This window comes from Phormidesmis priestleyi BC1401 (assembly GCF_001650195.1).
GTDB lineage: Bacteria > Cyanobacteriota > Cyanobacteriia > Leptolyngbyales > Leptolyngbyaceae > Phormidesmis_A > Phormidesmis_A priestleyi_B.
Window position 1 is genome coordinate 1 of the sequence record NZ_LXYR01000063.1, and the last position, 24471, is coordinate 24471.

27 protein-coding genes and 2 pseudogenes are annotated in these 24471 nt (G+C 48.0%); 12 read left to right on the forward strand and 17 right to left on the reverse strand.

Annotated features, from left to right (window positions below):
* From A8707_RS21965 to A8707_RS27690, 3 genes and pseudogenes are all read right to left on the reverse strand, one after another.
* Positions 1-253: transposase (locus tag A8707_RS21965; protein ID WP_068818922.1), on the reverse strand; the 253-nt coding region annotated here is incomplete at its 3' end.
* Positions 254-405: 152 nt separating this feature from the next.
* On the reverse strand, positions 406-717 hold the full coding sequence (locus A8707_RS30710; protein WP_068819327.1) for a pentapeptide repeat-containing protein: 312 nt from the start codon (positions 715-717) through the stop codon (positions 406-408).
* A gap of 9 nt (positions 718-726) precedes the next feature.
* Positions 727-1787, reverse strand: a pseudogene (locus tag A8707_RS27690) (IS630 family transposase).
* Between the two features lie 200 nt (positions 1788-1987).
* On the opposite strand from A8707_RS27690, the gene A8707_RS21985 reads away from it, so the two are divergent.
* Complete coding sequence (locus A8707_RS21985; protein ID WP_068819329.1) at positions 1988-2389, forward strand: hypothetical protein; 402 nt, start codon at positions 1988-1990, stop codon at positions 2387-2389.
* A 2-nt stretch (positions 2390-2391) separates the two neighbouring features.
* Here the strand turns inward: A8707_RS21985 and A8707_RS21990 are convergent, their stop codons facing one another.
* The 11 genes from A8707_RS21990 to A8707_RS22045 all read right to left on the reverse strand — a co-directional run bounded on the left by A8707_RS21990 (position 2392) and on the right by A8707_RS22045 (position 11041).
* Positions 2392-2970 carry a hypothetical protein gene (locus A8707_RS21990; RefSeq protein ID WP_068819330.1) on the reverse strand — a complete coding sequence of 193 codons (579 nt, stop codon included), beginning with the start codon at positions 2968-2970 and terminating at the stop codon, positions 2392-2394.
* A 164-nt stretch (positions 2971-3134) separates the two neighbouring features.
* On the reverse strand, positions 3135-3332 hold the full coding sequence (locus A8707_RS21995; RefSeq protein ID WP_068819331.1) for a hypothetical protein: 198 nt from the start codon (positions 3330-3332) through the stop codon (positions 3135-3137).
* 15 nt (positions 3333-3347) lie between these two features.
* Positions 3348-4433 (reverse strand): DNA polymerase IV, encoded by a 1086-nt coding sequence (dinB, locus tag A8707_RS22000; RefSeq protein ID WP_068819332.1) that lies wholly within the window; start codon positions 4431-4433, stop codon positions 3348-3350.
* Between the two features lie 21 nt (positions 4434-4454).
* Entirely contained in the window at positions 4455-4751 is a 297-nt protein-coding gene (locus tag A8707_RS22005; protein WP_269452756.1) for an HU family DNA-binding protein, read from the reverse strand.
* Positions 4752-5767: 1016 nt separating this feature from the next.
* Positions 5768-6061 (reverse strand): hypothetical protein, encoded by a 294-nt coding sequence (locus A8707_RS22010; protein ID WP_068819334.1) that lies wholly within the window; start codon positions 6059-6061, stop codon positions 5768-5770.
* Between the two features lie 509 nt (positions 6062-6570).
* Complete coding sequence (locus A8707_RS28540) at positions 6571-6714, reverse strand: hypothetical protein (RefSeq protein WP_156518818.1); 144 nt, start codon at positions 6712-6714, stop codon at positions 6571-6573.
* Positions 6715-6893: 179 nt separating this feature from the next.
* On the reverse strand, positions 6894-9026 hold the full coding sequence (locus A8707_RS22025; RefSeq protein ID WP_068819337.1) for a hypothetical protein: 2133 nt from the start codon (positions 9024-9026) through the stop codon (positions 6894-6896).
* A gap of 76 nt (positions 9027-9102) precedes the next feature.
* The gene (locus tag A8707_RS22030; RefSeq protein WP_068819338.1) at positions 9103-9624 is read right to left on the reverse strand and encodes a hypothetical protein; all 522 of its coding nucleotides are present in this window, start codon (positions 9622-9624) and stop codon (positions 9103-9105) included.
* Between the two features lie 12 nt (positions 9625-9636).
* A complete protein-coding gene (locus A8707_RS22035; protein ID WP_068819339.1) occupies positions 9637-9843 on the reverse strand; it encodes a hypothetical protein in 207 nt (68 codons plus the stop codon).
* Positions 9836-10027 (reverse strand): hypothetical protein, encoded by a 192-nt coding sequence (locus tag A8707_RS22040; RefSeq protein ID WP_068819340.1) that lies wholly within the window; start codon positions 10025-10027, stop codon positions 9836-9838. Before A8707_RS22040 ends, A8707_RS22035 begins: the two co-directional genes overlap by 8 nt.
* 84 nt (positions 10028-10111) lie before the next feature.
* Complete coding sequence (locus A8707_RS22045) at positions 10112-11041, reverse strand: hypothetical protein (RefSeq protein ID WP_068819341.1); 930 nt, start codon at positions 11039-11041, stop codon at positions 10112-10114.
* Positions 11042-11211: 170 nt separating this feature from the next.
* Between A8707_RS22045 and A8707_RS22050 the strand changes: the two genes are divergently transcribed.
* The 9 genes from A8707_RS22050 to A8707_RS22085 all read left to right on the forward strand — a co-directional run bounded on the left by A8707_RS22050 (position 11212) and on the right by A8707_RS22085 (position 18768).
* A complete protein-coding gene (locus tag A8707_RS22050; protein ID WP_068819342.1) occupies positions 11212-11412 on the forward strand; it encodes a hypothetical protein in 201 nt (66 codons plus the stop codon).
* Positions 11413-11423: 11 nt separating this feature from the next.
* A complete protein-coding gene (locus tag A8707_RS22055) occupies positions 11424-12041 on the forward strand; it encodes a Uma2 family endonuclease (RefSeq protein ID WP_068819343.1) in 618 nt (205 codons plus the stop codon).
* A 25-nt stretch (positions 12042-12066) separates the two neighbouring features.
* Positions 12067-12399 (forward strand): hypothetical protein, encoded by a 333-nt coding sequence (locus A8707_RS22060; protein WP_068819344.1) that lies wholly within the window; start codon positions 12067-12069, stop codon positions 12397-12399.
* An 81-nt stretch (positions 12400-12480) separates the two neighbouring features.
* On the forward strand, positions 12481-13110 hold the full coding sequence (locus A8707_RS22065) for a Uma2 family endonuclease (protein ID WP_068819345.1): 630 nt from the start codon (positions 12481-12483) through the stop codon (positions 13108-13110).
* Between the two features lie 2 nt (positions 13111-13112).
* Entirely contained in the window at positions 13113-13532 is a 420-nt protein-coding gene (locus tag A8707_RS22070; protein ID WP_068819346.1) for a Uma2 family endonuclease, read from the forward strand.
* Positions 13533-13537: 5 nt separating this feature from the next.
* Positions 13538-14179: a Uma2 family endonuclease gene (locus A8707_RS22075; protein WP_068819347.1), complete on the forward strand. Its 642-nt coding sequence runs from the start codon at positions 13538-13540 to the stop codon at positions 14177-14179.
* Positions 14179-14919, forward strand: a complete 741-nt coding sequence (locus A8707_RS22080) for a hypothetical protein (RefSeq protein ID WP_068819348.1) — start codon at positions 14179-14181, stop codon at positions 14917-14919. Before A8707_RS22075 ends, A8707_RS22080 begins: the two co-directional genes overlap by 1 nt.
* 295 nt (positions 14920-15214) lie before the next feature.
* The gene (locus A8707_RS28545; RefSeq protein ID WP_156518819.1) at positions 15215-15526 is read left to right on the forward strand and encodes a hypothetical protein; all 312 of its coding nucleotides are present in this window, start codon (positions 15215-15217) and stop codon (positions 15524-15526) included.
* Complete coding sequence (locus tag A8707_RS22085) at positions 15523-18768, forward strand: DUF3854 domain-containing protein (protein ID WP_068819349.1); 3246 nt, start codon at positions 15523-15525, stop codon at positions 18766-18768. The genes A8707_RS28545 and A8707_RS22085 overlap by 4 nt, the downstream gene beginning before the upstream one ends.
* Before the next feature lie 34 nt (positions 18769-18802).
* On the opposite strand, the pseudogene A8707_RS22090 reads toward A8707_RS22085, so the two are convergent.
* Positions 18803-19863, reverse strand: a pseudogene (locus A8707_RS22090) (IS4 family transposase).
* A gap of 326 nt (positions 19864-20189) precedes the next feature.
* Here A8707_RS22090 and A8707_RS22095 point away from each other — a divergent pair.
* Positions 20190-20453 carry a hypothetical protein gene (locus A8707_RS22095; RefSeq protein ID WP_068819350.1) on the forward strand — a complete coding sequence of 88 codons (264 nt, stop codon included), beginning with the start codon at positions 20190-20192 and terminating at the stop codon, positions 20451-20453.
* Positions 20454-21877: 1424 nt separating this feature from the next.
* Here A8707_RS22095 and A8707_RS22105 read toward each other — a convergent pair.
* Positions 21878-22312 carry a TIR domain-containing protein gene (locus A8707_RS22105; RefSeq protein WP_082906455.1) on the reverse strand — a complete coding sequence of 145 codons (435 nt, stop codon included), beginning with the start codon at positions 22310-22312 and terminating at the stop codon, positions 21878-21880.
* Positions 22313-22326: 14 nt separating this feature from the next.
* The gene (locus A8707_RS22110; RefSeq protein ID WP_068819355.1) at positions 22327-22629 is read right to left on the reverse strand and encodes a DUF7701 domain-containing protein; all 303 of its coding nucleotides are present in this window, start codon (positions 22627-22629) and stop codon (positions 22327-22329) included.
* A 553-nt stretch (positions 22630-23182) separates the two neighbouring features.
* On the opposite strand from A8707_RS22110, the gene A8707_RS22120 reads away from it, so the two are divergent.
* On the forward strand, positions 23183-24256 hold the full coding sequence (locus tag A8707_RS22120; protein ID WP_197484961.1) for a toll/interleukin-1 receptor domain-containing protein: 1074 nt from the start codon (positions 23183-23185) through the stop codon (positions 24254-24256).
* The last annotated feature ends 215 nt before the right edge of the window (positions 24257-24471 follow it).

Here is a 24471-nt window from a genome sequence, read left to right on the forward strand (position 1 = left end):
TCAACTGTCCAATCTGTCGATACAACTCATCGAGGTGGGCTTGCCCTTCTGGCTCCACTTTGCTGGCGCTGGAACCGCGCTCAAACACCTCACTCATACCCGCTAGAAGATGCCGTTTCCAACCGTGAATCATCGTCGGATGAACGCTATATTGACTCGCAATTTCAGCAATGGTTTTCTCTCCTTTCACCGCTTCAATCGCAACTTTTGCTTTGAATTGAGAACTGTACTGTTTGCGTTTGTTTTTGCTCATAACCATTCCTATCATAGGTGGGAAGTTTAGAGCTTATTCACCTGTCCAGTTTTTGGGTTCCACCTCAGTACTTAAATACTCCTCTTTGCTGACAAATCAAGCTGGGAACGTCAATCGTAGGAGTTCGGAGAGACGAATAGATTCATAAAGTTTTATTTTTGAGATACCTGATTCCATTTTGCACAATCGCGATTTGACACTGTTTTATTGGGTAAGACAGTGTTGCACTGAAGTGTAGTTTCTAAAGTTTTGCTCCCCACGCTGGCGTACTTTAGGTCAGCATTTTTTAAGTCAGCACCACTCAAATCCGCATCCTCTAAGTGAGTACCCATCAAGTTAGCGTTTTCCAAATTTGCATGGTGTAGGAGAGCGCGACGTAGATCAGCATCCTTCAGACTTGAGGAACGTAGTTCCGCATTCCGCAAGTCAGCATTTTTTAGATCGGTATCCTTTAGTTCAATCACTGTAAGTAGTTAGGCGGAATTAAACTTAAAACGTTCGAGCGCATATCCGCCTGCTTCACTTCGCGTTTCCATTCCTCTGATTACGGTCATCGCTAAGTCATACTCATCCTCAAACATCTGTCCTGCGATCTCATGGGCTTTGAGTTGATGCCATTGATCTTCAATCCGATTCATCTCGGCACTATAGGGCGGCAAAAAGAACAGAAATACGCCTTGGTCTTGCCATTTCTGCCAATGTTGTCGCACGATGTCACGTTTATGGATCGAACAGTTGTCTTGGACGACCACGGTGAACCGTCCCGTCTGTTCGAGTGTGATTGATGCTGTTTGGGCAACCCAATCCATCACTTTGATGTAACTTTCTCCCTCAAATCCCCCTTGAGCAAGGGCGTACTCAAAGCGCTTGTCCGGTTGCCACAGTCCCAAGATGCTGATGCGACTGCCACGAGTCGGTACTTGTTCTAACTGCTTCTGAGTCCCGATACGGCTATAGCTGTAGCTGACTGGACTGTAGAGGCAAAAGCCTGCCTCGTCCAAGTATTTCAGGTCAATGTGTCCTTCTTTGGCGGCTAACTCTAACGTTTCGAGGTCAGCTTGCTTGACGTGTCGCAGGTCTGTGTCTTGCTGGTGCTGTTGGGAATGGCGGGTGCGCTTCCATCGCCACCCCTTTTTTGTAAGATCCGCCGAATCCGGTCTGGACTGAGTTTGACTTGTCGCTCTTGTTCCAATTTGGCGGACAGTTGCTGGCTGTTGTAAGTCCGTTGTTCTGCTTCCAGACATTGCTCCAAATGCTCCATATCTGCTTCCTGCCATTTGCGCTTGGCTCCTCGTCCTGGTGCTTCCCAGAGTCCACCCAGTCCCCGTGTTCGCCAGCGCTCAATGGTTGAGCGTACTGTATGCTCATGACAGTGAAAGATGTCGGCGATTGCCGCGACTGTCCAACCTTGAGCATTCAGTCGCAGCATATGGGCACGATCTCGCGTCCGCTGCGGCACAGTTTGAGCGGTGCGGAGTTCACTCAAGGTTTGATCTTCTTCAGGAGTCAGCGTGATTTGAAGGGGAGCAGGCATTGTTAGACAAAGGTGAAATCTGTTCTCAACTCATTTTATATTTAATTTCGCCTTCTTACTTACACGGAAACCGTATTATTTTACTTTTTCTATCGAAAACTTTATTGAAGTTTAGCAGTACCTTCCTGCCGAGCAGATCTTACAGTTCCTGCTTAAATAACTACAGATAGTCAACTTTCCAACTCTTCACAACGAAAATTATGGTGAGCAAAATCAATCGAATCGGCATCAACCTTGCAATTCTCGCTTTAACGCTGACACCCTATAGCAGTCAAGCCGCGAAACCTCCCACTCAAGTAGGGCGATGTTCAGAAACTTTTGTGGCTCGTGTGGGAACGAGATTAGTTGGAGAAACTGGACAGCCTATTGCAAGTTCAGGAACTTCTATCAGCTTTACAAACGGCATCTATTTGGTTTCCTATGACACTGTTTCTGCGGTTCAAGCGTCAAAGCTCAAGGATAAGGTCAAGATGTGCTTGAATTCAGTTCCTAAAAACTGCCCTCCTGGGGATAACCGAGGCAAAGTTTACAAAGTCATGAACTATCGAACGGGCGGTCGGTTTACCATGAGCGACTCACAGCACAGTTGTGGAGGAGCATGATTCTAAGAAATGAGATCGGCTATGTAAAGTGAAGGGTTAAGAGGAGTGATCGCTACATTCCAAGAACTCTCTAACTGTGCAACGAGAAACCTGTTACTACACTGTAGAAACTCTACTGGGTTAAGATCGGGAATCAGTTCACTGACTACAGATTGAATCGAAGTGCCATAAACTTTGAAGAAGTAGCTTTCTATCGTTCGGATATCAACAAACGTGTCAGGGTGTTTATAGGTCAGAAGCTGGAGAATTTGATACAGTGACTCTTCTAGCTCTTCACAAGACTCAAAATTTGGTGGAGCTTGAGGCTTTGAACGATTTTGGCTGCTTAAGTCGTTGGCTTGAGAAACAGGTCTCTTTGCTGTCGTCAGTAGACTAATTTCAATGGGTAAAGAAATATAAATTTCGTTTGGATTTGGTGTTCCATAAGTGCGAAACTCTGGATTCTCAATGAAGAAGTTTTTGGTGACTGTCGCCTGATGCTTGTCGTATAAAAGCTGAGAAAGCCGAGACAATTCAATCCAAGCGTTTCCAGTTTTTAAATGTTCAGCTTCGATCAGTTCCTTAATTTGAGCCGCGTACAAAGTGTTTAAGCTCCAATGCCCTAAACTTTATACACGTGACTACATCACTAATTAGAGTGATTTCTGATACCCGTACAATCTCAAAAACTTTCTAGACAGAGCTGGTTCGGGATAGGCGTAAGGTCATGCAACGGAACCTTTGAAATCCATCTCTATTACCTCCCTTATCCATCTGGAAACTGCCAGTAAGCAATACTTTCTACACGCTTACTGCCACAAACACACGCTTCAGGGTTAGAGGCAATCCACTCCCGCTCGCACTCCCGACAGTGACAAAAAATGTTGTGCCGAGCTGCCTCTTCAAGGCTTTGCTGCCAGTCATGAAGTTCTAAAGGAGTGAATTGAGGTGGAATCTCTGACATGAAAGGATTCTCCTGCTAAAACAAGACCAACTGAATCGACGATTCGAGGGGAGACGCACCTAGTGATCGCTCCTCCCCTCCCAAATTAGACAACGAAATCCCTAACAGCCTCACATTCCGCCCCTCCAACTCAACCGCTTCAAACAATTCTTGCGCCAAGGAAACGATCGTCGCCACTTCCCTGATCGAATTCATCACCGTCCGGCTGCGGGTGATCTGTTGATAGTCCGCAAACTTCACCTTCAGCGTGATTGTCCGTCCGCCAGTTTGGTGACGCTCCAGCCGTTGATAGACCGTTTCAGCAATGGTTTCCAGTTCATGCAGCATCACCGCCCGATCGCTTAAGTCCTGAGCATAAGAAGTCTCAGCACCCACGGATTTACGAATTCGATTCGCTTCAACTAACCGATCATCTTGTGCCCTGGCAATCTTAAAGTAGTGGTGCCCAACCTTGCCAAAATGATGCACCAGTTCAGCTTCAGACCGCTGCGTTAAGTCAGCTCCTGTGTGAATGTCCAACTCGTGCATCTTGGTGGCGCTAACCTTGCCAATGCCGTGAAACTTCTCGATCGGTAAAGATTCCACGAACGTCTCCGCTTGCTCAGGGAGAATCACCGTCAAGCCATTGGGCTTGTTCAGCCCCGATGCCATCTTCGCTAGAAACTTGTTGAAAGACACCCCTGCTGAAGCCGTTAAGCCTGTCTCTTTGAAGATAGAAGCTCTAATCGCTCGCGCGATCGTAGTGGCATAAGGCAATCCCAACTTATTCTCTGTGACATCCAGGTAGGCTTCATCCAGTGCCACTGGCTCCACTAGGTCGGTGTGCTGCTCAAAGATGGCGCGAATCTGCTGCGAGATTAACCGATACACGTCAAAGCGAGGTGGGACGAAAATCAGGTGAGGACAGCGCTGGAGGGCAACCCGTGAGGACAGGGCAGAGTGGATGCCAAACGTTCTCGCCTCATAGCTAGCTGCACAGACGACCCCTCGCTGATGGGGTGTGGCACCTACAGCCAGAGGCTTGCCTCGATAGCGGGGATAGTCTCGCTGTTCGACCGAGGCATAGAAGGCATCCATGTCAATGTGGATGATTTTTCGCATCTCACTGCCTCAGCGCTTCAACTAATCGCTAGGTGCCACTTTCTCTTTAAAGGCTTTCCCCGCAGAAAAGGCAGGAATCCGAGTCGCTGCGATCGTCATCTTGTCGCCCGTTTTAGGGTTGCGTCCCTCTCTTGCCTGTCTATCTCGCGGCTCAAACGACCCAAAACCGACCAGCGAGACTTTCTCCCCTGCGGAGACTGCCTCTACGATCGAGTCAATGAGTGCGGTCAAAACGACATCAGCATCTTTTTTACTGACCTCTGCCTTTTCCGCGATCGCGTCAATCAGTTCACCTTTATTCATTGCCTTTGTCCTCAACACGTTGCCGCCATTGTAGAGCAGGAACCGATGGGGTGCAAGTGTACTAAATTTGTCACGTCATTCATTACCAGGTTCCGTCACTATCAGTTCTTGTCTAACCGCCTCATTAATCTGGTTAAACTCTTCCCCTGATGTCTCCCTCAAGTCAAACGATGCCCTTAACTCAGCTTGCAGGTCATCGGGCAAGGTTTTCGCCTTCTCATCATTGATAACGACTAACTACCGACCCGGATAAGGCTGCATTCCCGATTCAATCAGCTTTCTCGCTAGGGGGTCATTTGCCCCGTCTGTCGTGATTCTCAAACGCTGAAGAGCTTTTTGTATAGGTTATTTCCAGAATTTAAGAATGGCGATGTTCATGCCAACTGACCCACTAGGAGTGGTTCCGCCAGTCCCCCATCAACGGTCAGACGGAAGTGCTTTATAGCTTCGTCAGGAACTGTATTCATCGCCCCTGACCACGCCTCTCCACTCAATATTGGTGGTTTTCATTGCATGACTTGAAGCTTCTACTTATCGAAACCAAACTTATTCCTCTACCCTTAAAACAAGAGTTTGCTTGCCATTGTTTGTGCATTCGGCTTACCGTGCTCCTTTCGTAGCCTCTCCCTGAGAGTCTTGCATCACACACCGCATGTCTGCATAAGCAGCTGGGTTAAGAAGGCGATGCCACACGGGAACAGTGAGGAAGAGAGCGATCGGGAGAATAACAAGGGTGATTCGCTTCCACCGAATTGATTTCCAATCAAGGTGTGGCATTGTGGGACTCCATGCGACTGGATTAGAGTTCCCAGCCACGGCAGTCTTGTAGACGCATCTTACTCACTGAAAACTTGAAGCATAGCCCCTCGTCATCCCGAAGAACATCGAGTAGCGGGAATCGCAGTGCTGGAGTCAAATGGGGATGACGATCGAGCTACAGGTGCAATTGTAAGTAGCTATAAGGGGACAAGTGGCTCATTGCAGACCCCTCGCTCGCTTCAACGGGGTTTGTTCCAAGAACTAGGTTGCCGTTACTTAACCAAGATGGGTCGGAGAGCAATGAGTCCTTGGGGTAGCGTAGCCGAGGCAGGCAAACTGCCTACTTCTACGGGATAATGTTGCACTTGATCAACTCGGAAACACACAGCGCCACGCCCTCTGGGAGGCGGAAACACCACAAGCTCGCCTATCTGGGGAATACGCTCGAACCACATCACACGATTGTGTTTGTCTTGCGAAATCACCACATGGGCTTCATTGAACACTACTGATTCGCCTAGTTCTAAGGGTTGCATGGGTTTGAACATTAGCAGGACAATTGACATAGTTTATATTCCTTAACCTAGGAAATTGACAGAAGGAACGCTGGGTAAAACTGGACTATCAAGGCAGGATGCAGCCGAATTCAACACTTTGAGGGCAGGATCTGCGCTGTAGGCAGATTGAAATAATTAGCGATTCAGCAAGAGACAGAGAGAAACGATCGTTAGCCCGATGGCAACCATCCAAATTAGTTCAACCGCTATCAGTTCCAGCCTTAACCGCCAATTGATGCATTTTTGTGGGTCAATGCTCTTGATGTTGAAGGGAGGGTTAAAGATCTCAATCTCTGAATATTCAACGAAATCGAGCTTTCTTGTGGGCACGATTCGAGTATGTAATCGATACCTTTCATAGTCGTCTGTCTGCTCGATTCTGATTCTTTGCTGGTGCTTCCAATCTCCTTCACTGTGCCTAGTCTTAGGTAATAAACTCCTGATTCTTTGGGCAGTTTGTGACGCTCCTGCATTGAGACGGAAGGATAGAGAAAGACTCGCAAGACGTTAAGCATTGCCTAACCCCTTCTAGTGTTCGTGGGTTGAGATTGCTCCCAGGGCAGAGACGACTTAGGAATGACGTTAAAGAAGGTGCCAAACATCCAACCGACGAGAAAGCTAATCAACATTGTTTTAATGGGTGAACTTCGAGTCCCGTACATGGTTTCTCCTAACAGGAATGAACGAGTGTTTGTTAACAGGATTGGGCAGTGCCTAATTCACGGGCATGGGGAAATGCCCATCGTTTGCCTAATTCCAAAAGCTTGATGCACTGGGGATTCTAGAGAGACGTTAGGCAGGGTTAGGCAAGTGCCCAACAGTTTGCCTAAGATTACGGACGCTACAAACTGACCTTGAAATTGTGGTTACAGTCCTTACACTTCATGTAATTGCTGTTCCCGTCTTTTGTCTTTCCTTTGTTTCTCAAGTTTGTTGACTGGCATTCAGGACACTCTGAATTAAGCTGTCTAGACTCAGGTTGAGCCTCGAAAGCAGACTCGATCGCGGGTAATTCTTGAGTCAACTTTGACCAATCACAGACAATAGAATCTGCGTTCGGCAGTTCAAAGAAGGTCGGTTTTCCACCTGTTACAAGCAACCCTAAGCGGTACTGATTGCCCCCTTCTAAACCCAGTTCTTCATTCTGTTGGTCGCAAAATGCTCTTAGCTTTTCGTAGCTCTTTTTCAAGGAGTCTGATTGAGAGTTTAGTGCGGGAGTTTTATCGATTGCCGTGATGATCGCCGTGCCAAAATAGACAGCGTTGAAGTTGTCCATGTCTGCCCATTCCCAGGACTTTTTGCCCACAGAGGGAGATTGCCCAATCAGGTAGGCTCTCATGCCGTTGTGCCGCATCCCTTTCGAGCAGGAAAGGAAGTCTTTGTTAATGGATGAATCGCTGTCTGCCACGATGTCGATTTCATCAAACACGTCCAGGGTTTTCGGTTCTGAGATGCCATTCTCTAAGCGGTGCTTGAACTCAGAGACAAAGGTTTTGACTGCCTTTTTCGTTTCTGCCGTGCTTTTAGAAGCTTTGGAGATCTGCCAGTAATCCTCACTAGAGCCATCCATCGGGTCATGCAAGCGAGTGAAGCTGGGGCTTGGTTGATTGGCTTCGATCGCCAGCAGCAGGTTAGCAAAAATCCCTTTGCCCTCACCCGTTGCTCCCATTACACGGGTGACGGGTTTCTTGACCAGCTTGTGGACTTTCTCAAACTGAGTGGCAGGTATCCACAGTTTATCGATCGTGGTTTTAGATTCTGTTTTAGATGCTTTACGAAAGACCATTGCTGTCTTGATGCGATGAGGGTTGATGCGGTCATACTCAAACTTCAGGTCTTTGATGCACCCGCAGAACACAGAGAACTCATTGCCCTGGTTGTTCAATCCATCAATGAACGCTTGACCTCTGCTTTTGCGATCCCTCAGATTGAAGTAGACATCAAAACCCGTTTGGTCGCTGTAGGGCACGATTTCAGACGCATCGAGACAGATTTTAGAGTCCCCTTCCCAAAGGGCTGTGATCAGTCGATTGGCTCGGTCGTATTCTCCGATCGCTTCAAACAATTGCGGTTGCAGCAAGACGTTGAGATGCCCTGACAGTCTCATTAGCTCCTGATCACGGGCATCTATGACGGATTGGAACGCTGTGGGCAGTCCCTTTGACACGGCTTCATTCAGCTCTGTGAACTCTTTCACATACTCGTCGTTGAGCGCTAAATGCTCAGACCGCAGCGAGTTGTAGAGAGTCGCCACGTCAGAATACTTTTTAAACACCTCGCCATACTCAGTTTTGAGTGCCTCTAGCTTCTCTTGAGTCTGATAGAACTCTTGTTTAGCTCGGAGTCTAGCCACTTCGTCAGCATTGCTGAACTGTGCTTTGAACTGCATATTCTCTAGATTCAACTCATTCACTCTGGCGTTGAGGGCATCAACTTCTTGAGCATTAGCCAGAATCATGTGGTCAAACTTTTGCGCCCACTGAGCTTTGACCTCTTCTAGACTGATGATTTGACCTTTCAGGCGATCGGCTTCGAGTTTCAAGGACTCACGTTCTTCAGTCACCGCCTCTAGCTGATCGGTGCAGATGTAGAGACGTTCTTCAGCCCGTTCCAAGTAGGCTCTCAGAGCCGCAACGAGGGACTCTTGAGCCTCGACATTGAGCAAGGAACCATCAGGTTGTATATAGGGCTGGATTTTGCACAGTAGCGCCTGGTTCTGATGGCTCGTCTCTTTTAAGGAGGCTTCCACCTGGTTGAGCGTGGCTTGTGAGATTTCAAGCTCCTCTTGCAGTCGTGATTGAGTGTTCTCTTTTTCAACTCTTATATAGGCATATAGGGAAAGCGTTCCTGAGAGAGTGGAGAGACTCGCAAACTTTGAGTTGTTGAACAGGGTCGTGGCAGCGAGAAGCGTAATTGCACTGCCCAAAAAGCCCGCAAAGCTCAGGGGCTGCTTGATTTCTTTGAGTGATAGCATGAGGGCAATTCCTTTCTGTAGAAGGTTTGGAAGGATGCCCCTAGATTGGCTGTCAACTTGTCTAGGGGCTTTGACTTCAGGCGGCGATGCGAGATTGGATGTCGATCGTCGGGTACTTCATCTCGGTCTCAAACTGGTGAGCCATCGCTTTACGTTGTGCCAGGTCTGCCTTGCTTTGAGCCTCGGTTAGCTTGTGTTGGTATTCCTGCTCCAGCACGGGCAAGAAGGCGGTTTGATAGCCCAGCTTGAGATTCAACTCTGAAAGCTCGGTGAAGGCTAAGTCTGTTCTGAGGACAGACTTCTGGAAGTTCACTTTCTCGGTGCGGATATCCTGGAGTCCGATTTGATAGGTGATCAGGGACTTTCCTAACTTAGTCGCTGAGATTCCCGCATCGACATACTTGTTCGCCACTTGAATCGAGTCTTTCAGATTGGCAGCGGCATTCATCTGCTCACGGTAGGTCAGCGCGTCTTGTTCTCGCTGGGAGTCACTGATACGGGGGAGATCTGGGTTAGGCTCGAACCCGATCGCGTTGTTGGCAAACTCCTGAAGGTCAGGCAGATTAACCTCGAAGCTTTGAGGTAGATTAAACGGCATTTGGGTGACTCCTTAAACGAAGTTGACAACATCTGAGAGAACACGATCCAGTTCACTCCAGTCCCTACCAAAGTCAACGGGTTCTGAGCTTGTGGAGATCGGCACAACGTTGCTCTTGGTTTGCTCGGTCTCGGTTTGGAAAATGCCTGGTTCACCCATTACAGGTTCCACTTCAATCACGGGCAGGTCTGTGACTGGGTTCTTTCTGGGTCTAGGCATTGGTTTGTACTCCTTTGAGTTGAGCTTGGGCGTGGTGAATGAGCGCTAAATCGGTTTTTGCTGCTGCGATTTGGAGTTCCATTGCAGCCAAGCAACAGCTTCGTTGCCCTTCCTGGAGTTGCAGGAGAGCGCGACTTAAATCAAACCGGGCGGTAATTAGGTCAGCGATCGTGGAACGTTCCATCGGTCTGAGGATTGTGAGAATAAGGGGCAAGGTGAGGCACAATCAGCCAAACGCTCATCAGGAACAAGCCGATCGTGAACAGAATTACGCTGGCTGTGGTTGAGCATCTCCGGGTTGAGGCTTTCCCGGCGCTGACAGGGTTCCGGCTTCAGCCGCTTGAACCGTTGATTTGAATGCCTGTTGCTTCAATTGCAGGGCGGTGTAACCAAGTTGAACGCCCCTCAGTTGGAATTCTTGCAGGAGTAACTGGTCACTGAGGCTGGTCGCTTCTTGGTATTGGGCGTTGAGGGTTTGAGCTTGGTCATACTGCTGCTGCATTTGAGCAATAACTTGCTGTTGAAGTGCCTCAAACTGCTCTAGCTTCTGCTGGATCTGCGTTAGATAGGCGGTATCGTTACCAGGGGGGACGATGCCGGGAATAGCAGGCAGGGCAAGACTGGAGCCAAAGTGCAGCACTAGACCGTTAGGACGCAGATCGGTGGGTTCACCAGTTTGCGGCAACACTTCAGTTGGGCTAAGGAGAATTTCAGGAGAAGCCGGGGCACTAGTGGCGGCAAGACGATCGACAAATCGATCCGTCAAAACCTTTTCCCACTTCTTTTTAGAGCCAGCGAAGTAGCGATCTCCCAAAAGCTCAACCGCAAGTGGCGTGTACCGATCGTCGCTCAATCTCAGTTCTGACTCATCAAGCCAATAGGCAATTTCCCGCAGATCGACGAACCACTTCTGAATCGTTCGCTTCCCCTGTTGGTAATGAGCTGCAATCTCTTTGCAAAACTGCGGCTCTGCGGGTTTCCAGTGCTCAATCGTCAGCAGATCGTCAATATCTATGAGCAGAGTTTTAACAGGTTCGCGTTCCTGAGTGGGTTCGCATCCGTCCAAGATCTCGATCGCTACGTCGTTGCGTGTAGGTTCGTGCGAACGGGCGTAGGCACGGTTTTGAAGAGTCGCGGGGTCGATTCTCTCAAAGACTTCAGCAGTGGCAGAGTCATCCAAGTCAAGCATCTTAGCCATTAGTTGTATTCTCCTTAGTCAAAAGCTGTATGGGGTTGCAAGGCGTTTAGGCATTCGCTGCGATTCATTTCCCGTCTGCCTACGAATTAAGATAGCACACAGTTTGCATAAAGTGTGTACACTTGAGTTAAGCACCGTGCTATCGAGTAACCTAAAGGGATATAAAGTGTATGCAGTTCAATGACGTGGCAACAAACAAAGCCAGGCTGGTCGCTTACTGCGAACCAGAAATCAAAGAAAAACTTGAGAGGTTGGCAGAATCCCGCTTGCGGAGCTTGAGCAATCTCATCGAGTCTGTATTGGTAGAAGAGGTTGCCAAGGCGGAAGCAAATGGAGAACTGAGTTCAGAATCTACGGATAAAAATAAGTGAGGCGAATTGCCATGACCACAACTTTAGAGATTGATCTTGAAAAAATTGCAGAACCACTTCTATTTCCTGGTTTCACATGGCAGCAATTCAAGGCAGTTGAGCCTCTGCTAGACGTGCCAGGGGTGAGAGTGTCTTTCTTAGACGGAGTGTTAGAAATTCGACGTATGCCTGGGAAAAAGCATGAAGTCGTTAAGAAACGAATTGGTATTCTCATCGAAGCTTATTTAGAAATTGCGGGTATCCCTCACACACCCACTGGGTCAATGACTTTGGAGAGCGAATCGGGTTTAGTGAGGCGAGAAGCCGACGAGTCTTATGAGATTGGAGAAAATCGCGATCGTCCCGATTTAGCGATCGAAGTCGTCGTCACCAGCGGGGGAATCAACAAGCTGGAAGCATATAAACGCCTTCAGATTTCTGAAGTTTGGTTCTGGGAAAAAGAACGTTTATCCTTCTATGCGTTGCGGATAGATAGATACGAGGCGATTCAACAGTCTGAGGTTTTGTCAAACCTGGATCTGCAACTGTTAATCAAAGCCCTCAATGAGCCAAATCACCTCAAAGCCGTGCGAGAGTTTCGAGAGGCAGTTGGCAAAACAATTCGATCAGACGAATCAAGTAGAGGCTGAAAACTTTGAAGACTGGAAATAAACGATGATGCAAGCAACACAGACCACAGAGCTAACGTTAGAGCGGGTACAGATCGCCGTTAAAGCGATCGTTGACGTTTTGGACGAGCCTCAAACTGATCTGCACCGTAAAGCGTTAGCGGCTTTTGAGCGCGGCGACCACCAACTCGTAAAAAGACTCGCATCAACAAACCTTTCTGACTATTACTGCAAATCATTAGGGTATTTGGGTGGAGCCTTAAAGTTGACTCCCAACACAGACACCATTCTGGCAGAGGCGGCACGGGCAGCGGCTGACTTTGCGAAAGAAAAAACCCTGACTTGGTTAGAGGCTGAGATCGAAAAAGCACTCAGCTAAAAGATTTGAGTCATCATTGATCTAGGCAGTAGAGGCACAGAAGCGATTAGCGATAAGGGCGCAAACTTCGGAGAACACGCGATGGCACAAGCAGCAGTCATTCAAAAACCACTGACCTTTGAAGAGTTTCTCGCTTGGGACGATGGTTCAGGCGAAGATTTTGAACTACGTGACGGATTTCCTATGCCGATCGTCGATCCCACTGCCAAACATGAAGATGTCGCAGATGAACTTTGTGAGCGGCTCTCAAACCACTGCAAAGAATTGAGTCTCCCTTACGTTCCCAAACGGCAGAAACAAGTCATGACAGGACGCAACCCCAGCACAGGCAGGGAAGAAAGTCGAAGAACTGACATCGTTGTATTTACGAAAGAAGAGTGGGAGCGGATGCGCCAAAGTTCAAGTTCTGCCGCAGCTTATGTTCCGCCACCGATTGCCATCGAAGTCGTCAGCACAAACTGGAAAGATGATTATGAGGACAAGTTCAACGAATATGAGGCTTTAGGAATTTCTGAATATTGGATCATAGACTTTTCAGTACTGGGCGGTATCCGATATATCGGCAAACCCAAACAGCCGACCATGACCATTTATACGTTAGTCGATGGAGAATACCAGCCTCAGCAATTTCGAGGCGACGACCGGATTACCTCTTCCATTCTTCAAGACTTGAATCTTACAGCTAATCAAATCTTTTCGGCAGGAAGGTAAGAATGCAAGAAGGGGAAGCGATTTTTCGCACTTACGATCAACTCGACCGCTTTGCCATCCATTCTGAAGCCTCGAAAAGTGTTATCAGTAAAGAAAAGCAGGCATTCCTAGAGCTTGGTGAGCCTGCTCCATTGCTAGTCATTGAAGTGGTTTCACATGGAAAGCCTGGTAAGCCAAACTACGAACAGCTTCGCTGTGGGGAACCCGTTCGAGACTACGTTGAGAAGCCCCAGGAGTACGCTAAACGGGGTATCCCTGAATTTTGGTTAGTTGATCCATCGCGGGCAGTGGGGCTGATAGCATCTTTAGCTGGCAGCGCCTGCAAAGCAGCAGAGTTTCGAGGGAGCAATCGAGTTCAATCTCCAACCTCCGAGGCTCTGAACCTGACAGCACAGCAAGTTCTTTCAGAGGGAGAAGCGTAGAAGCCATGACACAAGCAGCAGTCAGACCGAGAGTGAGCTTTGAAGAATACATCGACTTTTGCGCTCAAACTGATGAGCGCTACGAATTGGTGCGGGGGGAATTGCTTAAAATGACACCTCCTACATGGGCACACGTTTTAATTGCCCGTTTTCTTGAACGAGTATTTGAAATAGAAATTGAGCGTTTGGGCTATGACTGGGTTCCCGTGCGGGAAACTGGACAACGCACAGATGATGATAGTTCTCGATTGCCAGATGTAACAGTCGTCCCCTTTGAAGAAATTGAGCCTGTTTTGAATCAAAGCGCAGTGCTAACAGTTCCCGCGCCGATCGTCGTCGAAATTGTTAGCCCTAGCTCTGCTAGTGGAGATTACGATGCAAAGCTGAAGGAATACCAGCTACTTAGAGTCGGAGAGTACTGGGTTGTAGATCACGAAGGGCTAGGGGCTGCTAAATACATTGGTTTTCCAAAAGCTCCTACGATCACGGTCTATGAACTTATTGAAGGCGAATATCAAGCCAAACGGTTTCGCGGAAACGATCGAATTATCTCTCCCACATTGAAGGGATTGAATTTGACAGCAAATCAGGTTTTTGTAGCAGGGCGACAGAGACGTAGTACGGGCACAATAGGGGGTAATGATTGATGATTGCAGTGGCACAGCAACAGCAAAAAACCGATTTCAAACTTCCAATTCATAACTGGGAAGCCTTAGCTCAATTAAGGAAGGAAAAAGACATCCTTTCAAGACAAGCTCTAGCGGTAGGCGGTGCAGCGGCGGCATCGGGAGTATTCTTCCCACCCGGTTTTCTACTGTTTGCAATGGCATACCCGCCTTTGGCAAGAGTTGAGAAAATCGTGCGGCTAGAAAAAGTAACAACCCTACTTCTGGAGAACTTTACAGATCAAGGAGTACAGGTTTTTCCAGTACAAGGTATAGAAGAAGCACAGGGGATAAAGTTCAAAAATCCGATCGACCTATTTATCAGGTTCCCCAAAAAAACACATCTATTCCTCTCGATCCGCTCAAAGGGAGATAGTGAGGTTGTCTACAACGAGTCGAAGGAGGTTTTACAGGTTAAGAAAAAGCGAGGCGGGTTGAGCACTTGGAACCCTTGCCCACTAGTAGAATTGGCAGATTACAAAGTTTGGCTGGATAAGAATAGGGCATTATTTGGGCTGAACTCAAGGGAGGCTCAAAAAACCTCTACGGCTAGAGTCTTGGCACTTTGGCATCCAACAAGAGCTGAAGCCCATAAGCCCCATCTCTACTCTGAAGTAGGGGATGTAAAGCTCCTGGCTCTCAGGAGAAAGGGAACCGCATTTGTAATTCAAGAGGAGGAAATTTTAACTTTTGTTCGCGCTTGGTTAGCCAGATTCGAGTAACGTTTAAAACGCGAAAGCCCTAGTACGTCCTGCAAGGACACAAGGGCTTTCCGGAATCAGAGGATTCATTTTTTGCTTCCCCAGCAAGAACCCGGTAATCCAGGCTGTTAAGGTATATTTTGCCCTAACATCTCAATCTTAGTGTATCTTTTCGCAACTCTTCAAGAGAGTGTCGTTAAAATCCTTACACGCTAAGACTCTGAAGAGTTTCCACGTTAACCACCGTTGTTAACATGGCTGCCTGGTTCCTGAATCCCTGATTCCTTTGAGTTCACCACATCAAAGGAATCCAAAGATGTCGAAATCTTCACAGCTAGGGCTTTTTGAGGCTTCACGACAGCCCAAAGCAGCGCTCAAAATAACTTCGCCCTCGATTCAAGCCAAAGTTGCCAAAGTTAAAGTTCAGCCTGAAGTCAGGCTAGAGTCAGAGTCCAATCTTTTCTCGACATCCTACGGCCACTGTCGGATTTGTGGAAGCTGGATTGCCATTCCCGGGCTGGACGCTTCGTTGTGGAACCGTTCAGTATGTGGCTCGTCCGGTTGGGTAGTCGACTCAGCGCGGCTTGCAGCTAATCCTCGGCGCAGTGGCAGAGGGGGGGCATCATGATTGCTGCTCTACAAAATTTTGCCTCTGAGTTTCAACACAGGTGGAAAGATCGCTGCCTTAATGAAAATAAGATCGCCCTTGATGTCTATGAAGCAAACATCATTTACCTAGAAGGGCAAGAGCTTTACGAGGCGCTGAACTGGAGGATTCCCAATCAACGCGGCTGGGGAATGCAACCTTTTAACGAGGCGGCTGCTTTCTTAGGAGAATCTGGTAACCCATGGCAGCTACGGCTCGATGTTCCCAGAGTTTCTGATGACGGGAAAGTCCAGAAGTACGAGTCCATTAAGGGCAATGGGGCACAGGTCTATTTTCCTAACGTGCCGCAAAGAATCCGCAAACTAATGTCGGTCCGATTTGGGGTTGACGTGCCACTTGAGGGTAGTTTCTGGACGTGGTTTCTATCTTCCAAAGAAGCCAAGGAACTGCCTTTATTCCTGACTGAGGGTGGCACGAAGTGTTTAGCAGCAATCTCTCTAGGTTATCCCTGCATCTCGCTCTACGGCTGTTCTAGTGCGTGGGAAACACGACACAGCAAATACGACAAGCGGCAACTGATGCCCAAGCTCAGAGACGCTGTGAGAGGGCATTCGACTTACTTTACCTTTGACCAGGACACGAAGCCTGAAGCTATTAGCAGAGTCCAAGGCAGCATCAAAACGATCGGACGAGCTGTGTTGATGTTGACCTCTGAGGTTCGGGTTTTAGAGTGGGATTCTTCACAAGGCAAAGGACTAGACGATTTCATTGCCAGTCAAGGGCATGAGGGCTTTGAGATGACTCTTAAAAGCGCTCTTGCTTTCAAGGATTGGAAGAAGTCTGCTCGCCAGAACTGGGCACGATCGACCGTGCAGCAGTTTGGACGTAAGGCAATCCCCGATATCGTGAGAAACGCTCCCAGAGTGACTGATTGTGGCTTCCCTCTGCCAGAACAAGGGCAAGGACAGCTGATCAATTCCCCTATGGGAAGTGGTAAGACCTATGGGTATGCAACGCCGATCAAAGCCTTATTAGCAAAACATCAAGGCTTAATCGTGGATGTGATCGGGCATCGCAACAACCTGCTATTTCAGACGACCGATCTGCTGAACAAGCTTGTTCCCGGCTTGAATCTCATCCACGTCAAGACGCTGGGTGCTGGACGGTTGACGGATTTGCAGATGAACACCACAGACGCGCTTTCATACTGCATTGATTCTTTGCGGAGACGATTCGACACGTTAATTCGAGCGATCGAGAATGGGCGTAAGGTTCTACTAGTCTTAGACGAAGTAGATGCGCTGATTAAGCACCTGCTGCTGTCAACAACTCTTAAACCCAAGCGACGGATCGAGACGATTACTAAGTTTGGGATTCTGCTAGAGAAGGTTGCTGAAGGCGGCGGATATGTCATTGGTGGAGAAGCTCATCTAACGGCTCTGGCAGTTGAAGCCCTGAAAGTTTTGTCAGGTGGCAAGATGACTGTCATTGTGGCAGAGAACACCGTTAAGCCAGCACCTTGGAATGTGCAGTTTTGCGAGGGGAGCAGGAAGGCAACCCAGAAGCAAGCAGCGGCGCAGTTTGTCCCCAACCTCTTGCGGGAGGGCAAACGTGTTCTACTGCTAACCACTTCGCAGGAAGCCGCAGAACAAATCGATGTTTATATTTCTCAGTTGCTCAAGCTTGAGAACCTCAGGCTCGACGGAAAAACCTCATCGGAGCCGTGGGCTAAAGGTTTATTCGAGGATGGTGACGGGGTGCTCAGTGTGCATCCGGCGCGGCTGGTGATTGGCACTCCTGCGATCGAGTCTGGAATATCGATGAATAAAAAGGGGCTATTTGATGTCATCGTCGAGCTATCGAGCGGCTTAGAGCCTAGCGTTAGCTATCAGATGCTAGGGCGAGTGAGAGATGCTTCAGTACCCCGCTTCATCTTTGTGGAGGAAACTAGCAGCAACCCCGGCAAATTTGACCCAGACGCAATTTTGAAGCAATACCGCACGGACTGCGGGTTCACGATCAAACAGCATGGATTGAAGGCTGAAAAGCAAGGCGTAATCGCCAATGCCCATGAACTGGCTGCGAAGTATTTGGCACGAGAAAGCGCGGGCAAAGAGCTTCTAGAGGAATCTTTGAAGGCTCGAATCAAGCTAGATGATCACCACATCAATAGTCAGCGTCTGATCGTAGAAGTCGCCGATTCAACCTGCGAACTGCTGAAAGCTGCAAAGGTAGATCAGATTCAACCTTCCTTTGTCAATAAGTGGATTGAGCTAGATGACAGCAAGCTAACCCCAGACGAGGCACGGACAAAGTTGAGGGAGGGGGACGCGACTTATGCTGATCGATTGCTAGCTACTAAATCCCTTGCACGAGAACGACACGGGGTAAAGGTTGACGATCGAGCGTTCGTTAGTCACTTTTATGCCGACAAGTGGAAAGGAGCAGAAAGGATGGCAGCCCTTCGGAGCGCGGCGCAATGGGAAAACCCTGGTATGGCATCAGAGAGCGATCGCCGTCATCTCTCCCATCAGATCAGCGCGACGGGCACTATTTGGGGAATGGGCTATCGATCCAGCCAACGGGTATTTGAGACGCTGCAAAAGCTGAATCTGCATCATCTGCTCGACTTACCCAACGGCGAACAGGTGACGCGTGACCACTGGGCAGTGAAAGTGATTCTAAAGTCCGCTATGGCGATCCCAGATGAGGTCAAAGAAGTTCTAGGGCTGATGGCTTCGACCGAAACTAATCCGATGAGCTTCGTGAGCGACCTTTTTAGGAAGTTTCTAGGGTTTGAATTTGATTCAGAAAGGGTGACCATTCCAAAACCTGTACAAATCGAGGCTTCTGAATACTCTGTCCATGAAAATCACATAGATGATCCTGTATACAATTTTCATAGGCAGAGTACTCCAAACACAAAACTTCCTCCATCTAAAAAGCGAGGCAGGGGGCGGCCCAAAAAGGCAGAGACGACACGAGAGTATCGCTACACGTTGAAGCCTTCCCTTTGGCGTGAAGAGGTAATAGCTGACTTCATTGTTGCCCACAATGCATACATAGAACCTGAAGCGGTTGTAGAAGCTGAGATTAAGGCTGTCTTGGAGACTGATATCGAAGTCGTAGAAACTGACCCGTGGTTCACTTCAGAGTCCCTAGCTGCAATTCGCTCTCAGTGGGAAGCGGCGCATACTCTTGAAGAGAAGGAGGCATTGAGGCAGGTCATTCCGATGGAGGTTTTAGAACGAGCAATTGCCTAACCTAATCAGCGAACTCGACTCAAATACCAGTACCCTAAGTACAGGACAAAAAACGCAAAACATCCAGGAACTCATCCATTTTCTCGTCCAAGTTGAGCAGCAGGGTACGGAGAGAGTCAAACCCTGTGCGAAAGATACTTCTGGCTTTGCGTCCATGCTTTTTGATTTTAATCGGATGCTGTTCCACGACCCATTCCCCGACTCGATGTGCCCAACAGAACGCCAAGGTCAAGAGAGCGATGAGCTTTTTGAGCCGTTCCGGGTCTTTGAGGTGGGTTGCCTCCAAGCAAAAGCCACGAGTTTTCAAGCAGCCAAACAAGGTTTCGATGCCCCAACGCAGAGCATAGTCAGCGATGGCAGTGGAGGGTGCATGATTCGTGGCAACGACCAGCAGCGATCCGTCTTCTAATCGCAATCCTGCCAAGTAAAGCCAATGTCCCCAAAGCCGTCGTTTGCGGGACAGCACCTTGGATTGATCAGGCTGCAAATCTTGAAACACAATTGTGGTCTTAAGCAATTGCTGCCCATCAAACAGGAACTCCGACTCGCGAATACGGATGCGAAACCGGGTCACCGGCTCTGCCATCAGCAAGGCAAACCACTGGGTGCCAATAAACTCCCGGTCTGCGGTCAGAAAAGCGATGTCTTCAGGTGCAAAGACGCATAGAAACTCGACCAGTTGGTCAAAGCGCTCTTGCGTGTTCGAGTTACCCCGCTTGTCTAATAGATGCCAAAACAGGGAAATGCTACCCCTTGATGCACGACCCCTAACATCAGAATGTTGATGGTCACCGAGCCAAACTCCCAAGTCGTGCGGTCTACACTCAAGACCCACAGCTTCGGAATCCCGACCAAGTTTATGACCAACCGGGCAATCAGGTCATAATCGATCTCAAACGACCGCAGAAATCGTTGGATGCGTTTGTAATTCGACTCGGCTTTTGCTCGTCCCGCAAATCCAGTTGCCACCTCTGCCAAGTTCACCGTCTTGACCCGGAACAGGGCGACCAGAAACAAGGACAGAAAAGTAACTCTTGCTCCATGCCAACCGAGCAAGGGCTGCAAGGTTTGCCGTAATTGAGTAATCTGATGCATAGGGTTTCATGGTTTGAATGTTGTAATTCTGATGAAACCCTTTCCTCCTATCCTTTTGCAACTTTTTGTCCTGTACTCAGACCAGTACCATAGCAGCACGATCGAGAAGTGTTGAGTTTAGCCCTCAAATTGATTCACGAGAGCAATCAGAAGTTTTTCAAGCGGCTGCTCATAATCTCAAAACAAGAGCAACCCTAAGCTCCAAACGTAGGGCGATTAGTCAATCCAGCAAGTTTAAAAGCTCAGTCGAGACTTGCATGTAGAGTCGTGTGCCTAAAAATAAATGCTGATGTAAGATACAAACGTACTTATCGCAAACCTGCCCTATGAGTGGCTACAACAAAGAAACAGGCATCTTTGGTTTGACCTGGACAAAAGCCTCGTTCTGGTTTCGGCGCGAAGATGTACCGGAAAATTGTCGAGCGCTCAGGGATACGGGCAAGATGGAGTTTTTTGCCTGTTTCTTGCGACATCATGGACTAGAGGTTCTTCACGTAGATCGCGCCTATTTGAACGTCAAGGCAACTCCCGGTCAATTGTGGGAGGTGTTGAGTGGTCAACCTTCAGACCCAGACCGCGAAACCTACTAGATAGCCGATTGACGATCGGACAACCAGGAGATCGGATGACTGTATAGCTTGTCAGGCTTCCTGCGGCAGAATTTGCTCGGCTCCCTTGCCAAAGAGGTAGTTTGTAGAGCGATCTCGTTAATTGCATTTTTACCCACCACGATGGTGAAGCGACTGCGATAAGGCGATCTCTACAAAAGAAAATACCTGACGTAGTGTGGTGTCGCGTCCCGCGATAACTGACACTGATTCCGCGATATTTAACCTCGGAGTCTAGAAGATAGATTGGGCAGGAATTTGAAGAAAAGCCATATTGATAAAATGCTTTAAGAGAAGCAGTGCTGAAGCGATCGCGATTGAACCTTCTTTAAGAAGGAAACAGTTTTCCAGCAAGGGTTTTAGCTATTCTTTTAGCGATCAGACATCGCGGAATTGCGATCATTTATCGACGGACGCGACAACTACACTTCAGCGTCAAAAGATCTGCTAAGGCTTCGCTGCCTCCCCGATGAGCAACTAGAGCGATCTCAGCTTCAATGGTGAGATGTTGGTTAGCAGGGAGGATATAGAGTTGGAGGAACGCAATCGCTTGATCGATCGTAGAGGCATGCAGAAAGGGCGATAGCGAGGTTCTGGAAGAACTGATTAGGCAGCCGATGGCAGCAACTTTGCTAAAAGATGGGAAGAGTCCGAAAATCCTAAGATGCGCCAATAAAGTTCTAAGCAGAACTTCTGCCGAAATCGTTATAAATGGCAATGTATGCAAAGTGGTTGTTTGGGAAAAATCTATTTTCTACGCGACCTCGTCTGCCATCTTCTCCATTTAGAAGCTAGGGTTGGTTGCATTCGATAGAGAAAAAAGAAACAGATAATAGCACCAGCGATACAAGTATCAAAGATCTTGTGGTAGAAGGGATAGTCTACCCGAGTGATTTCCCAGATTAGTAATCCAACGGTCGCAAACATTAAGATAAACGGAAAGAGAATACAGTAGGCGAACCAGGCTACATCTAGTAGCAGAGGATATTCCCTTAAATAGACTTTACCCTCACGCTGATAAAGGTCACCCCCACTAAGTCCGGGAGAGATAGCCTCTTCAAGGGAATGAAGGTAAGGATACTGACGATTGACTAAAACTGTGGTTTGGCAATATCGCAGGCTGATTGCAAGGGTCAGTACCCATGTTGCATTGAGAAGTGCTGGTAATGGTAGTGATTGAAGATTAAGTTCTCCACCGACTACACTCAGCTTCCCTAATGTCCCTCCTACGGCTGCTGGATAGCCAATCTCTAAAATTAGCAGTGCGAAGAGTCCAATTACCCATATGAGTAGTCGATCTCGTGAAGCCTCTGCCTCTCGAAGTCGCGTAAAAGTCTCTTTATAGTGGTCGTGTAGAATTTCTAGCTGCTTGTCTGTAAGCTGCTTCCCAGTAGTCACGCCGTTACCTACGACTCATTGATTGCTTTAATTATGGCAGGTACAGTAAAAGACATCGCCCACTTAGCACTGGAATTATAAAGTGGATCGGGTGTTGGGTTTTTGCTGTCGATCTTGACTGCAATTAAACGCTTTCCTTCTTCCTTACTTCGCTCAATCTCCCACCAAATCCAGTTTCGTGTACCGATTTTAATTCTGTCTTCGTGCAGATCATTGGCGTGTTCTCCAATAAGGATAAGCGTGTGTGTGGCATTCCGGATCTTACTGGTCAAAACCGCTTTGACTCTGCCAACATCATCAGTATTAATTGCCCCTGGTGTTAGATCCTCAAAACTGATTGGGCTTCTATGGTTTGCGCTCCAAGCATTCAAAAGGTATCGGTATTGGCGATCATTATGCCAATCAAAGCTAATGCAAACCTTCTTTTGAGAAAACATATACATAGGATTATCCTTTTTTACTCACCCAGCTTCATGCGTTCAGCAACTTGACGGATCGCGTCAACGTATAATTGATCTTTACGTTGATTCCGAAGCGACAGTTCCTTAAAGGGCAAGAGACTCTGGCTTTCAGGCTCATGCTCGCAGGCCCATGCAGCCCACGCATTATGCACATCCTCTGCCACTACGTCTTGCCCTTTAGCCAGCAACAGGACAGCGTAGATGCGGTAGAGGGGCAAATCCCCGTCTAACAGGACCGCATCGGGATCGGCGGTTCGCCGAATTTCCACAGCGATCTTGTCTAAGTAAGAATTTGTCATTTGCATCTGGGCTACCCTTGATATGTCTACTTGTCGTCGTGTTGCGCCCAACAATGAGAATTAAGCCCTAAAACCCTTGGTACCAGGACAGATACTGTTACAAGTTTGTCCGAGGACTTCGGACAAAACGGGCATCTTGCCAATGCATGAGACGGATAACGATTAGAACTACACAAGCTTATCCAATGTTATGCCAATAAACTGCTTGAGTAGCTATTTCATATTCGTGATCGGAAGCAATGAAATTAGCGCTAACTAATAGCAAAATGATAACATCTGTGTTTAGTTGATCTCTGATAGTCCGTTCTCGGTCACTTCCGGTTCAAGTTTACCAGCGTGCCACTCATGAATGATGCCTCTACGTCTTAGGAGACTTAGATGAGACTCTAGTACGTTGTCTAATTCTTCACCAGGGGAATAAGCATAGAAGACCTTAGTTGCTCCTAAAGCCATAGCACACTCATTGGGAGGTACTCCAAGAAATGCCATTGCCTCATGTGCCTCTGTCCGAGTAGGAGAAATATAAAAAGATGGCGGAAAACTATAAAAGTGTATGAGTGCAGCGACGCGAGTTCAAACTTCGGGTCAAGTATCTTTTTCAAACTTTACTGCAACGCGCCTTCAGCGGTTAGATTTGATAGCTACACTGGCGATTGAGAGCATCTCCCATATGGTTACTTTGTTTTTCTCGTACTCTCACATCGACGAAGCGTTACGCGACGAGTTGGAAGTCCAACTTTCCACGCTGAAGCGGCAGGGTATTATCAAAATCTGGCATGATCGACGAATAGGGGCAGGAGAGGAATTTGACAAAGCGATCAGCAAAAACCTTGAGGAGGCAGACATTATTCTCCTGTTGGTAAGCCCAAGTTTTCTAGCTTCTGATTACATTCACAACATCGAATTGCAAAGAGCGATGGAAAGGCACGAGCGTCAGGAAGCCATAGTCCTTCCGGTTATTCTCCGTCACTGCGATTGGGAACACGCACCTTTTGGCAATCTGCTGGCTGTACCCAGGGATGGCAAGCCCGTCTCGAAATTTCCTGATCGGGATGAAGCTTTCCTGGAGGTTGTTCAGGCTATCAGGATGGCTGTTTCTAAGCTTGCTCCTGATAGCGTACCTGTGGAACTGGTCAAGCATTCTGGTGCTTCTGCCAATCCGCAGGTGTTCGATGCTCCACGATCTAGCAACCTCCGCATTCGTCAAGATTTCACTGAGCACGACAGAGACAAATTTTTGGAGGAATCGTTTGAATACATTGCAAACTTCTTCGAGAACTCCCTTATTGAATTATTAAATCGCAATCCAGGAGTAGAAAATCGTTTCAGGCGTATTGATGCCAGCAATTTTACGGCTACCATCTATATCTGCGGCAAAGCAGCAACGGAATGCCGGATTTCTATAGGCGCTCACCAGTCCTCCAGAGAGAGTATCACCTACTCGCACAGTGCTTCGATGAATAATAGTTATAACGAATCCATATCCATTGCTGATGACGGCTATGCCCTGCTTCTTCGTCCTTTGGGACTAGCCACTTTCAGTGGGCAAAATGCGAACAAACTTCTTTCGCAGCAGGGATCTGCTGAGTACTTCTGGGACATGCTCATTGAGCGGCTCCAACGGTAGCGAATTACTAGACTCTTCTCAAATTTCTCAACGGAAAGCTAGCCTGTTGAGGTTCAGCTGTGTTGTGTCGTTTAACAGGCTCTACCGGAATCATTATGCGGATGTTCAGGGTTAAAGCAAAAACAAAATAGATAAAAGCAACACAACACAAAGGGGTGAGAACTTGAGAGAACCAAGGCAATCACCCCATGCAGCCATCATCAGCAACAGATGTT